The 12,833-nt window shown below is 42.7% G+C and carries 8 protein-coding genes and 2 pseudogenes; 9 read left to right on the top strand and 1 reads right to left on the bottom strand.

Going from position 1 to position 12,833, the window contains the following annotated elements; all coding sequences use genetic code 11:
- Positions 1–224 precede the first annotated feature (224 nt).
- The 9 genes and pseudogenes from F6K63_RS09360 to F6K63_RS09315 all read left to right on the top strand — a co-directional run bounded on the left by F6K63_RS09360 (position 225) and on the right by F6K63_RS09315 (position 12,723).
- Positions 225–1,445: an RNA-guided endonuclease InsQ/TnpB family protein gene (locus F6K63_RS09360; RefSeq protein WP_071106563.1), complete on the top strand. Its 1,221-nt coding sequence runs from the start codon at positions 225–227 to the stop codon at positions 1,443–1,445.
- 237 nt (positions 1,446–1,682) lie between these two features.
- Positions 1,683–2,975: pseudogene (locus F6K63_RS37725) on the top strand (NF041680 family putative transposase).
- Positions 2,976–3,107: 132 nt separating this feature from the next.
- Positions 3,108–3,230, top strand: coding sequence for a hypothetical protein (locus tag F6K63_RS09345; protein WP_271968479.1), 123 nt, complete (start codon positions 3,108–3,110; stop codon positions 3,228–3,230).
- Positions 3,231–3,272: 42 nt separating this feature from the next.
- Positions 3,273–3,419: a hypothetical protein gene (locus tag F6K63_RS09340; protein ID WP_158026741.1), complete on the top strand. Its 147-nt coding sequence runs from the start codon at positions 3,273–3,275 to the stop codon at positions 3,417–3,419.
- A 39-nt stretch (positions 3,420–3,458) separates the two neighbouring features.
- Positions 3,459–3,749, top strand: coding sequence for a phytanoyl-CoA dioxygenase family protein (locus F6K63_RS09335; RefSeq protein ID WP_334220040.1), 291 nt, complete (start codon positions 3,459–3,461; stop codon positions 3,747–3,749).
- Between the two features lie 48 nt (positions 3,750–3,797).
- Positions 3,798–4,103 carry a phytanoyl-CoA dioxygenase family protein gene (locus F6K63_RS09330; protein WP_287311830.1) on the top strand — a complete coding sequence of 102 codons (306 nt, stop codon included), beginning with the start codon at positions 3,798–3,800 and terminating at the stop codon, positions 4,101–4,103.
- Positions 4,104–4,135: 32 nt separating this feature from the next.
- Entirely contained in the window at positions 4,136–11,473 is a 7,338-nt protein-coding gene (locus F6K63_RS09325; RefSeq protein ID WP_287311828.1) for a non-ribosomal peptide synthetase, read from the top strand.
- 29 nt (positions 11,474–11,502) lie between these two features.
- On the top strand, positions 11,503–12,210 hold the full coding sequence (locus F6K63_RS09320) for an aspartate/glutamate racemase family protein (protein ID WP_287311826.1): 708 nt from the start codon (positions 11,503–11,505) through the stop codon (positions 12,208–12,210).
- A gap of 111 nt (positions 12,211–12,321) precedes the next feature.
- Positions 12,322–12,723 (top strand): condensation domain-containing protein, encoded by a 402-nt coding sequence (locus F6K63_RS09315; RefSeq protein ID WP_353812988.1) that lies wholly within the window; start codon positions 12,322–12,324, stop codon positions 12,721–12,723.
- Here F6K63_RS09315 and F6K63_RS09310 read toward each other — a convergent pair.
- Positions 12,707–12,833: pseudogene (locus F6K63_RS09310) on the bottom strand (IS4 family transposase); the annotation flags it as partial. The gene F6K63_RS09315 and the pseudogene F6K63_RS09310 overlap by 17 nt on opposite strands.

Raw genomic sequence — 12,833 nt, 5'->3', positions numbered from 1 at the left:
CTTTTGGTTCAGGGAAACGAGCTATTAAACTTCTTATCAGCTCAGAGCTAGTCATTCCTCTGCGTTCGCGTAGCGTGGCCTACGGCCAATCAGCTTCCTGTCTTAATTGTCTTTTTTCAAAGTCGGTTAATCTGATCATCAAGTTTTTATCTTTCATCATGCATTGACATTTGTAAATACTCCTGTTATTATTATAATAGGTCGAAAAACAGGAGGTAGCAACAATGAGAGCAGCGTATCAGTATAAGTTAAGATTGACTAAATCTCAAAAAGCTGAAGCAGAAAAATGGTTGGATATGCTTCGCTATCAATACAACTACTTACTGGCTGATAGGTTTAACTGGTACGAACAAAATCGTTGTGCTATAAACTCCTGCCCTCTTGTCTGCTACATTCCCGAGCCAAGAGATAATCCTGACTATTTTTCGCAAAAGAAAAGTTTACCTCAACTAAAAAAAGAAAGACCTTGGTATGGAGCAATCCACTCTCAAGTCTTGCAAGATTGTGTTAAACGTGTTGACTTGGCTTTTAAGCGATTCTTAAAAGGAGATTGCAACGGAAAAAAGAGCGGAAGACCTAGATTTAAAAGTCAAAGCAGATACAAGTCTTTTACTTTTCCATCTCTGTCTAAAAGTCCTATAAGTGGGAACATCTTGACTCTTCCTAAGTTCGGAAAAGTTAAGATGATCTATCACAGGCCAATCCCTGAAGGGTTTAAAATCAAGACAGCTACGATAACTCGTAAAGCTGATGGCTATTACGTTACGCTTTCGATCCAAGATGACACCGTTCCGGAAATCTTGCCAATAGCAAGCGTCACAAATCCTGTTGGGGTAGACATGGGACTCAAGTCTTTCTTAGTTAAATCTGATGGATCAGAAGTCCCAATTCCTCAGTACTACCGAAAAGCCCAGAAGCGATTAAAGAAAATCCAAAAAGCAGTTAGCCGTTCCAAAAAGGGTAGTAAAAACAGGAAGAAGGCAATCGCCCTATTGGGGAAGGCTCATAAAAAAGTATCTGACACCAGGAAAGATTTCCATTTCAAGACAGCAAAAAAACTACTAGACAACCATGACTTGGTAGCTCACGAAAAGCTAAACATCAAAGGACTAGCTAGAACCAAACTTGCTAAGTCTGTATTAGATGCTGGGTGGGGGCAATTTCTCTCTATACTGTCGAACAAAGCCGAAAATGCTGGTTTGATAACGAAAGCAGTGAATCCTCGAAACACCAGTCAAAACTGTTCTAATTGTGGACAAAAAGTTCCGAAAAAGTTAAAAGACCGCATTCATTCTTGTCCTCATTGTGGATACACAGCGGATAGAGACGTGAACGCGGCTAAAAATATCTTGAATTTGGCGGTGGGGCATCCCGTCAGCAGTAAAGCTTGCCGAGCAACCGAACCGTTAGGTGGTGTTGGCAAGAAGCCCGCGTTGTCCCGTTAGGGCAACGTCGGGAGTATGTCACGGATCTAAAAGCCTTTCATACTAGGCGATCGCATCATTTTTTTCTAAGATTAGACATTTTCAGAGAAAAAAAGAGATAAAACTGTCTCCAGTTCTGAGTTTAGGCGATCGCAAAAATTTAGAATCTGGAGTTTAGACTAACTGACTCCAAGGACTTGACCCCTAGTTCGTCAGGATGAGAAGATAAAAACTTTATAGAACTTTCCTCAAGTCCTGATGAAACTGAAACGATTACGAGAGTTTCGCCAAAACGTCTATAATCAGATGGGAACTGCAAAGGATGCTGTTTTTGAATTGATGGATGCTGCGATCTTGACTCTTCGTCCAAGTTGTTTGGCGGAATTGTCTCTATCTTCTGTCTTTCGTAGAGAGTGGCACTCAGCCTATGAAGCACTGTCTGATTGTAGACCTCACTGGTCAAATTTGCTGAAACTTTTTATACTCGAAATACCTCCAATCATTCAGCCAATATTAGTAGCTGACCATTCACCTTATTCCCTCCCGGATGCGGTGACTCTTACTGAAAAAACATACGAGTATCAAGCGTCTTCTGTGTCAGTAAATCGTCCAGTGGGCGTGGGGTAAGGGTACTCGACAGTTACTTATCTCCCTGAAAACAAAGGGAGTTGGGCGTTACCATTAAGCCATGAAAGAATCACTTCTGAACAAACTCCCATTGAAAAAGTAGCCACTCAACTGAAATAAATTTGTTATCTTTTAACTCAACGACCCATTGTACTGTTTGACAGTCAATATGGTTGTGCAAAATTACTCTTATAAATCGCAAATATCTGGTGTGACAAATTAATGCGATTGCGTTCTAATCTTTGTCTATATGGATTTCCACCAGGTTATTCAGGTATTGATCGTCCCCAAAAACATGGTCATAAATTCAAGCTGAATGACTCAACGACTTGGAATGAACCGGATGACATAGCGGAAGTTAATGACCCTAAATTTGGAAAAATCAAGTTGAAAGTCTGGCACAACTATCACTTCAAAGAATCCGCTTCACATTCAATGTCTATTGTACGAGTTGAACAACTTGACTCGAAAAAGACCAAGCCGTTATGGTTAGCTTGGGTTGGGTTTGAAATGCCATCTCTATTGGAAGTTTTTAAGTTATACCAAAGACGTTTTACTATTGAGCATTGGTATCGGTTTGCCAAACAGAGACTCCATTGGACATTACCGAAATTGGGAACAAAAGAAGGGTGTGACCGATGGAGTCAATTGATGCCTTTAATGACTTGGCAGTTGTGGTTAGTCCACAAAGAAATCACAGATAATCCTTTACTTTGGCAAAAACATCAAACTCAATTATCCCCCGGAAGAACCGCAGCAGCTTGGAGCGAAGTAATGTTTGCGATTGAAGTAATGTTTGCGATTGGTACACCTACTCGTTCACCCAAACTGCGTGGAAAATCCCCAGGCTGGCAAAAAGGCAAAAAGAGGAATAAGAAACTAAGGTGTCCTATTGTAAAAAAGGGCAAAGGTACCTTTAGCTAAAATAAAACGAATAAATTGAAAAAATTACCCTGATTTTTATAGAAATTTCGCAACGATTTCAGTTTGAATTTCCCCCAGAGATTGACTCATTCTTCAAGCTTTAGTCTAAACTCCAGTGGACTAGTAGAAGCAATGGCAGAAAGTGGAGGAGGTCCGGAAGTCATTGACGAAATTGCCAGGACTTTCCAAGCAATTAATCGGCTATCTTCCGAAGAAGTGGCTGCCATGCTAGCTGAGATGAAGGAAAATTCGTAAAAGCCTATGACGTTTCAAGTTGTTTATAAACCCATAAACTTTATGAAACTTACAACAGAAAAAATAGACGAATATAACAATCATGGATTTCTGTTAATTCCTGATTTATTTTCTCAAGAGGAAGTCTCGCTGATACAAGCACAGCTACCCGGTTTAATGGCTGAAGATGTACCAGGGCGAGTGCTATAAAAAGATCGTAAGACGGTTCGCGCTTTACACGGTTGCTATCTGTTTAACAAGGTTTTCCACAACTTAATCCGAGAACCGCGCTTGCTCGAACCTGCCCATCAGCTTCTTGGCAGTCAGGTGTATCTTTACCAATTTAAGATTAATTTAAAAGCAGCTTTTGGTGGAGATGTATGGCCTTGGCATCAAGATTTTATCTACTGGCACAAGGAAGATGGAATACCACTACCGAAGGTTATTAGACTAGCAATTTTATTGGATGATCTGAATGAATTTAACGGACCGATGATTTTTATTCCAGGTTCCCACCAACAGGGGATGCTCGATGTATAAGCATCGGTAGCACAAACTGAAGCTAATCCTGAAACAGCAGATTGGAAAGTGAATGTTAGCGCAAATCTTAAGTATTGTCTTCCCCCACAAACTGTTACACAATTAGTTAAAAAATTTGGAATTTTAGCCCCGAAAGGTACGGCTGGGTCTATAATGTTGTTCGATAGCAACGTGGTTCATGGCTCGGTTACCAACATTTCTCCTTTTCCCCGCCGACTTATGATTATTACTTACAACAGTGTCGAGAATCTTCCCGTTTCTGTCGATCGGCCCAGACCAGAATTTTTGGTTAGTCGCGATTATAAGCCACTGAAACCTCTAGCTGATTCTGAAAGCCTCTTGTCTGGTCAATAAAAACAATAAAAATTAGGAATGGGTTCCAAAAAATGGATAAGTCTTCGTCAGATCGTTTTTTACCTACAGACAAACAAGAACTCCTCAAACTCCTGCTCCATAAAAAAGGCTTGCGTCAAGGGTCGGCCAAAACGATAACTCGCCGAACCGATGCTGGACCCATACCGCTTTCCTATTTTCAGGAACAACTGTGGTTGCTCGCACAACTCAATCCCAAGGTTCCTTTCTATAACGAGCCCGCAACAGTTCATATTCGGGGTCAATTAGATGCGATCGCACTAGAGAAAAGCCTGAAGGAAATTATCCGCCGTCACGAAGCTTTACGAACTAAGTTTATGATTGTGAGCGGACAACCCCTTCAAATTATTGCTCCACCACCTGATTTTAAGTTGACAAGGATCGACCTGCGGGAATTTCCGAAAAACAAACGGGAAACTGAAGCGCGACAACAGGCAACTTTAGAAGCTCAAAAACTATTCGATCTGACTGCTTCTGGGCTACTAATGCGAGCCCTCTTGATACAGCTAACAGACCAAGAGTATCGGTTATTTCTGACCTTCCATCATATCGCCATTGACGGAGTTTCCCTGTATGGTATTTTTCTGAAAGAATTGGCAACCCTCTACCAAGCCTTTTCCTCAGGTCAGCGATCGCCCCTTCCCGAACTCCCCCTACAATATGCAGACTTTGCCGTGTGGCAGCGACAGTGGATGCAGGGCGAAGTGTTGTCCCAGCAAATTGACTATTGGAAACAAAAACTCAGTGGCGAACTGCCCATACTTCAGTTACCCTGCGATCGTCCCCGACCTCCAGTACAGAGTTTTCGAGGTGCAAAGCAAAAGTTAACCTTGTCTAAAAGTCTGAGTGAGGCACTCAAAGCCTTCAGTCAGCAGGAAGAAGTAACGCTATTTATGACATTGTTAACAGCCTTCAAAACCTTGCTCTATCGATACACACAGCAGGAAGATTTGATGGTTGGCACGGCGAGTTCAGGTCGCCATTCCCCAGAAATTGAAAACCTGATTGGCTACTTTGTGAATATGCTGGTGTTGCGGACAGATTGTTCGGGCAATCCCAGTTTTCGACAGTTGCTCGATCAGGTGCGAAAAGTCCTGTTAGAAGCCTATGCTCATCAAGATATCCCCTTTCAAAAACTTGTGGAGACACTCCATCCCGTACGCGACCTAAGTAAAAATGCTCTGTTCCAGGTGATTTGTACGATGGAACCACCACCACCAGCCTTTGATTTAGACTGGACTGTCAGCCGGCAAGATGTGGATAACGCTACGTCAAAGTTTGATTTATTTCTAAATCTAGAAGACAGACCGGAAGGAATTATTGGTTACCTTGAGTATAGCACAGATTTGTTTGATGCTGACAGGATACACCGGATGCTTGGTCATTTTCAGACTTTGCTAGAGGGAATCGTTACCAATCCTAACCAAAGCATTTCTGAATTACCTCTGTTAACCGACAAAGAGCGTCATCAACTGTTAGTGGAGTGGAATAATACTCAGGTTGACTATCCCCAGGATAAGTGCATTCGTCAATTATTTGAGGAACAGGTGGAAAAAACACCGGATGCAGTTGCGGTGGTATTTGAAGACCGACAATTAACCTATCGGGAGTTGAATTGTCGGGCTAATCAATTAGCACATTATTTACAATCGGAGGGAGTCGAACCAGAAGTTTTGGTGGGGATATGTGTTGAACGTTCTGTTGAGATGGTGGTGGGATTGTTGGGCATTATCAAAGCCGGTGGGGCTTATGTTCCCCTAGACCCAGGTTATCCGATTGAGCGGTTGGCTTACATGATTGAAGATACTCAAGCTTCAGTGCTATTAACTCAAAAAAACTTGGTAGCTGGATTACCGGAAAATAAAGCGCAAATCATTTGTTTAGATGCTGACTGGAATCTAGTTAGTCAACAAACTGACTTAAATCCCAACTGTACTGCTGATCAGGAAAACTTGGCTTATGTAATCTACACTTCCGGTTCTACAGGTAAGCCTAAAGGTGTAGGAATGAAGCACCTGGCCTTGAATAATCTGATTTTGTGGCAACGGTCAAACACAACAGTTTCAACCAGGGCAAAAACCCTGCAATTTGTACCAATTAGCTTTGATGTCTCTTTTCTAGAAATATTTTCAACCTGGTGTGGGGGTGGAACCTTGGTCTTAATCTCAGAAGAACTGCGACGAGACCTTGTTGCTTTACTACATTTGGTAAGAGCAAAACAAGTAGAAAGACTGTTTCTTCCTTTTGTTGCTTTACAGCAGTTAGCAGAAACCGCTCAAACTTTGGGATTGATGCCCACAAGTCTGCGGGAAGTAATCACAGGAGGGGAACAGTTGCAAATTACTCCAGCGATCGCCAGCTTTTTCTCCCAGCTAAAAGATTGTTCCCTTCATAATCAATATGGACCATCAGAAACTCATGTTGTAGTTACAGTATTTACCTTAACCGGTTCTACTGACACTTGGTCAGCACTACCACCTATTGGTCGTCCCATTGCTAACATTCAGATTTACATCTTAGATCGATTCGCACAACCTGTACCTGTGGGAATTCCTGGTGAGTTGTACATCGGTGGAGTTTCCCTAGCTAGAGGTTATCTCAACCGTCCTGAGTTGACCGCAGAACGATTTATTGCCAACCCCTTTAGTCAAGAAGAGGGGTCCCGCCTTTACAAAACTGGGGACTTAGCCCGTTATTTACCCGATGGAAATATAGAGTTTCTCGGACGTATTGATAATCAAGTAAAACTTCGAGGTTTCCGCATCGAACTCGGAGAAATTGAAGTAACACTCGCTCAACACCCCGACCTGCGGCAGACTGCGGTGATTGTCCGAGAAGACCAACCAGGGGATAAGCGCTTAGTGGCTTATGTTTGTCCAAATGAGGGGCAAATCCCGACTTCGGGTCAACTGCGCCGCTTTCTCTGGGAAAAGTTACCAGACTACATGGTGCCCGGAACGTTTATCATTCTGGAAGCTTTTCCCTTAACACCTAGCGGCAAAGTCGATCGCAGGGCTTTACCCATCCCTGATGCTTCAAGTTTGGTTGGTGAAACCAGTTTTGTTGCCCCCCGGGATTCTGTAGAACTGCAACTAGCTCAAATTTGGTCAGAGATTCTGGGTGTTTCTCCCATTGGAGTTCACGACAACTTTATTAAATTAGGCGGAGATTCCCTGTTAGCCACCAAAATTATCGGGCTTGTGTGCGATCGCTTCCAGGTAGAACTAGGGCTAAATTACTTATTCGAGTGTCCTACAGTAGCAAAGTTAGCCAAAATTGTTACCCAGGTAGCTCAAGAAGAGCAATCATATTGTTTGCCATCCCTGGAACCCATTTCACGACAGCAAACCATTCCTTTATCCTTTGGTCAAAAACAATTGTGGTTTATCACCAAATTAGTTCCCTCTGAACCAATCTACAATGAAACCTTTACCATTGATTTGGGTGGGGATATTAATATCCAGGCATTATCAAACAGTTTGAAAGAACTCATCCGCCGTCACGAAATTCTGCGGACTACATTTAGAGTCGTCAACGGACAGCCAGTTCAGGAGATTCATCCCCCATCACGTTTGACTTTACCCGTGGTTGATTTGCGCTTCTTGCCGGAAACGGAACGAGAAACCGAAGGGTTGCGAATTGCCACCGAACAGCTTCGCACCACTTTTGACCTAACCCGAGGTCCCTTGCTGCGAGCCACTCTGATTCAGCTTGGAAAAACAGATTATCGGCTCTACTTGGCAGTGCATCATATTGTGGTGGATGGAGAATCCCTCACCAGTATATTTTTTCCGGAATTGGAAACCCTTTATGGGGCATTTTCTCAAGGCTTACCCTCACCTCTGCCGGAGTTAACCATCCAATATGCTGACTTTGCCGTTTGGCAGCGACAGTGGTTACACGGAGAAATTATTTCCAATCAGCTTGCCTTCTGGGAGAAACAACTGGAAAATTTACCCCAGTTACAACTTCCCACTGACCGTCCCCACAACCCACAAACCACTTTTGCTGGTTCGCGACTTTGTTTTACACTCTCAAAAGATTTAACCGAAAAGCTCAAAACCATCAGTCGTAAAGAAGGTGTCACTTTATTTATGACCCTAGCAGCAGCTATCAAAGTTTTGCTTTATCGCTATTCATCCCAAGAAGATATTGTCATTGGCACTGTCAGCTCCCAACGCAACCGACCAGAGTTACAAGGGGTGATGGGAGACTTTCTTAATACTTTAGTTGTGCGTAGCGACCTCAGTGGAAATCCCAGTTTCCCAGAACTGTTAAAGCGAGTCCGAAATGTCATTTTATCCGCTTACGCCAATCAAGATCTGCCGTTTGAACAGGTGGTCAATGCTCTTCATCCCGATCGCCACGTCAGCCAAAATCCCCTGTTTCAGGTAATGTTTGTGCTTCAGCCCCCTTTAACTGATGATAAGCTGGGATGGAGGGTTAGCCAGTTAGAGGTAGATTCGGGCTGCTCGAAGTTTAACCTCACTTTTAATTTAGAGGAACGACCAGAGGGAATGATCGGGGCGATCGAGTACAATACCGATTTGTTTGATGCTGCAACTATTGACCGGGCGATCGGACATTTGATGACTTTACTAGAGGGATTTGTTGCTGATCCGGAAACTTCCATTGCTCAATTGCCGTTGTTGACTGAAAGTGAGTGTCATCAGTTGTTAGTGGAATGGAATAATACTCAACTTGACTATCCCAGGGATAAGTGCATCCATCAGTTATTTGAGGAACAGGTAGAAAAGACACCAGATGCAGTGGCAGTGGTATTTGAAGAGCAAAAATTAACTTACCATCAGTTAAATTGTCAAGCTAATCAACTGGCACATTATTTGCAAACTCTGGGGGTCGGACCAGAGGTATTAGTGGGCATCTGTGTTGAACGTTCTCTGGAAATGGTAGTGGGATTGTTGGGGATTATGAAAGCAGGTGGAGCTTATGTGCCGTTAGACCTGAATTATCCTCAAGAACGAGTTGACTATATTTTATCTAATTCAGAAGCCAAAATCCTGATTACTTCTAGTCAGTTATTTAGTTCCTTACCCAACAATGAAACTCAAGCGATTTGTTTGGATACAGACTGGGAGATTATTTCTAAGTCAAATCAAGCCAATCTTGAAAGCACGGTTAAACCCAATAATTTATCTTATGTCATCTTTACCTCTGGCTCAACAGGAAAACCGAAGGGCGTACAAATTTGCCATCAATCTTTGATGAATTTTATCAATTCGATGAAGCATGAGCCGGGGTTGAGTAGTCGCGATCGCATCTTAGCAATCACCTCAATTTGTTTTGACATTCATACCCTGGAAATTTACCTGCCCTTAACAGTAGGTGCCACAATAACTTTAGCAAGTCCAGAAGTAGCGATGAACGGGAAAAAATTGGCAGAAAAACTAGCCAATGATAGAGTGAGTGTGATGCAAGCCACCCCCGCTAATTGGGGAATGTTACTGAATGCAAACTGGTCAGGTTGCCCTGAGTTAAAAGCCATTTGTGGTGGAGAAGTTATGCCACAATCTTTAGGCGATAATTTATTAGAAAAAGTCGGCGGTTTATGGAATATATACGGTCCTACTGAAACTACCGTTTGGTCAACAATTAGAGAGGTAAAACCTAACCGCGCCAGTCTTCACAAAGATGCCCCTGAATCCATAGGTCGTCCGATTGCCAACACCGTTATCTACATCCTAGACTCTCATCTCCAAGCCGTACCCATTGGTGTACCCGGAGAACTGCATATTGGTGGTGCGGGTTTAGCCCGAGGTTATCTCAACCGTCCGGAACTGACAGAGGAAAAGTTTATCCCTAACCCCTTTAGCAATAAACCAGGTTCTCGCCTCTACAAAACTGGTGATTTAGCTCGTTATTTACCCGATGGAAATATTGAATATCTTGGACGTATTGATAATCAAGTAAAAATTCGAGGTTTCCGCATCGAACTCTCAGAAATTGAAGCAGTACTTGCCCAACATTCCAAGGTGCGAGAAGCTGTAGTCATCGCCCGCGAGGACATTCCAGGAAACAAACGGCTTGTTGCTTATTTAACTACTAATGACGCAAAAACTACGATCAATGATTTGCGTTCTTTCCTCAAGACTAAGCTACCCGACTACATGATTCCTGCTGGTTTTTTCTTTCTCGAAGCAATGCCCCTGACTCCTAATGGTAAAGTCAACCGTCGTGGCTTACCTGTCCCCGATGCTTCAAGTTTGGTTCGGGAAAGCAGTTTTATTGCTCCCCGGGACTCGGTGGAATTACAACTAGCCCAAATTTGGTCAGAGATTCTCGGTGTTTCTGCCATCGGAGTCCGAGATAACTTCTTTGACCTCGGTGGTCATTCTCTGTTAGCAGTGCGTCTGATGGTACAAATTGAGAAAGAATTTGGCAAAAATCTATCTTTAGCCGCCCTTTTCCAAGGAGCAACGATAGAACAATTAGCCATTCTACTGCGCCAAAACACTGATACTCACTCTTGGTCTCCCTTAGTTGCCATTCAACCCCTTGGAAACCACCCACCTTTCTTCTGTATGCCTGGTTCCGGTGGCAATGTGGTGTACTTCCACCAACTCGCCCGTCATCTGGGAAATGATCGACCTTTTTATGCTTTGCAACCTCCTAGTTTAGATGGGGTGTCGGAACCCTTTAGTAGTGTGGAACAAATAGCTGCCTATTACCTGAAAGCTATCCAAACCATTCAACCCTCTGGTCCGTACTTCCTCGCAGGTCATTCTTTTGGGGTTTTGGTTGCTTTTGAAATGGCACAACAACTACAAAAAAAGGGAGAAACAGTTGCCCTACTTGCACTCTTCGACCTTCCGGCTCCAATTCCTGGTCGTGCCCCAAAACAGCTAGATTGGGATGATACCCGATGGCTAACGAATATTGCCCATATCCTAGAAATGTTATCTGGGAAAAATCTCGGCATTTCCTATGAAACCCTCAAACCTCTAACTCCATTAGCGCAATTAAATTATCTCAAACAGCAGATGGAAACCGTCAATCTGTTGCCACCTAATTCAGGAATTGACCGAGTTCGTGGGATTGTTCAAACGATTAAAGCTGATGAATTGGCTTTTATGAGTTATCTCCCACAAGGAGGTTATCAAGGTCGGATTACCCTGTTCCGCACTAGGGAAGTTTATCAGGATGAATTGGGAATGCTTGATGAAATTCCTACGGATCCAACTTGGGGATGGAACCAGTTTTCTAGCCAAACCGTGGAGGTTCATGTAATTCCTGGAAATCATACTACTATGTTGAGTGAACCTCACGTAATGGTATTAGCTGAACTGTTGAAACTTTGCTACCAACAAAGCTCACCTGATTTTAAATTGTAGTTACGTCTTGAAAATAAAAAACCAAACCTATGAAAATTAAAATTATTATTCCCATAAATAACAGCGATTTCAACGATGAAATTTCCCAAGCCGTTGAACCCGTCCTGACACCTGATATGACGGTAGATGTGGAAAATATTTCAGAGGGGACTCGTTCAATTGAAAGTCGTTATGATTCAGAAATCAATGCCCCTTATGTGATTGCACAAGCGGTGAAAGCCGAACGAGATGGCTTTGACGGGATTTTTGTATCGGACATGGATTACTGTGGAGTTGAAACAGCTCGAGAGGTCATTGACATTCCAATTGTTGGAGGGTTCCGACCCAGCGCCTATACAGCAATGATGCTTGCTCAAAGGTTCTCAATTATTACTATTGTGAATTCAGTTGTAGCAATGCAACGGGAGCATATCAGGAAGTTTGGAATTTCCCCCAATTTTGCTTCCATTCGTTCCGTGCATCTTCCGGTTTTGAGCTTACATGACAAGCAAGTTGCCGTAGAAAAAGTCTATGCCGAAAGTGTCAAAGCGATTGATGAAGATGGTGCTAATGCCATAATTTTTGGTTGCACTGGCTTTTTAGATATGGCTGATGCTGTTGCTCAACGTCTAGCCGAAGCGGGAAGAGGAGTACCTGTTGTCGATCCAAATCGCGCCGCCATTTCATTTTTGGAGTTGTTGATTCGGAACAAGCTTTCCCAGAGTCGGTTAACTTATTACAAGCAAAATTACTGGTAAAAACAGGACTAATACCAATTTAATCAGAACAAATAATGGCGATCGCCCTTGTCTTACCCAGTATGGTAATTACTATACAAAAAAAAATTAATAAAACCTGGAATTAAAATAATGAATTATTTTCAAAATCACAATAATGATTTAATCTCTAATCCAGAAATCAGTTCTGTTTATCCTATGTCAGAGGGGCAGAAAGGGTTATGGTTTATCCACCAAATAGCCCCTGGCAATAGCGCTTACAACGAGTATAATGCGGTAAAAATAAATTCACCCTTAGATATAGAAACCTGGAAAGCAACATGGCGAAAAATCGTAGAACGTCATGGCATTTTACGAACCACTTATGGAACGGATAAAGAGGGCGAACCTGTGCAAATTGTTCATCCTATGATGAATGTACCCATGCAGGTGATTGATGCTAAGGATTGGAGTGAAGAACAGTTAAAGCAAGAAATTTTCGCCTGTGCAGATGTTCTCTATGATTTAGAAAAAGACCCTGGGGGGGCGACATGAGAGCTAAAAAGTAGACTGTATAAGCTTCATAGCTCTCATACCTCGTAAATAATGATCGAGCTTATGACGACTTAAATGCATCAAATTTTCAACTAATCCCCAACATTTAT

The sequence above is a fragment of the Moorena sp. SIO1G6 genome (assembly GCF_010672795.1).
In the GTDB taxonomy this organism is placed as follows: domain Bacteria; phylum Cyanobacteriota; class Cyanobacteriia; order Cyanobacteriales; family Coleofasciculaceae; genus Moorena; species Moorena producens.
This window is presented reverse-complemented; position numbering and strand designations above follow the sequence as displayed.

Excerpts from the sequence above, each read along its gene's own strand:
- F6K63_RS09325 (WP_287311828.1), top strand. The coding sequence starts at position 4,136 with ATGGATAAGTCTTCGTCAGATCGTTTTTTACCTACAGACAAACAAGAA.
- F6K63_RS09345 (WP_271968479.1), top strand. The coding sequence starts at position 3,108 with ATGGCAGAAAGTGGAGGAGGTCCGGAAGTCATTGACGAAATTGCCAGG.
- F6K63_RS09360 (WP_071106563.1), top strand. The coding sequence starts at position 225 with ATGAGAGCAGCGTATCAGTATAAGTTAAGATTGACTAAATCTCAAAAA.
- F6K63_RS09340 (WP_158026741.1), top strand. The coding sequence starts at position 3,273 with ATGAAACTTACAACAGAAAAAATAGACGAATATAACAATCATGGATTT.
- F6K63_RS09320 (WP_287311826.1), top strand. The coding sequence starts at position 11,503 with ATGAAAATTAAAATTATTATTCCCATAAATAACAGCGATTTCAACGAT.
- F6K63_RS09315 (WP_353812988.1), top strand. The coding sequence starts at position 12,322 with ATGAATTATTTTCAAAATCACAATAATGATTTAATCTCTAATCCAGAA.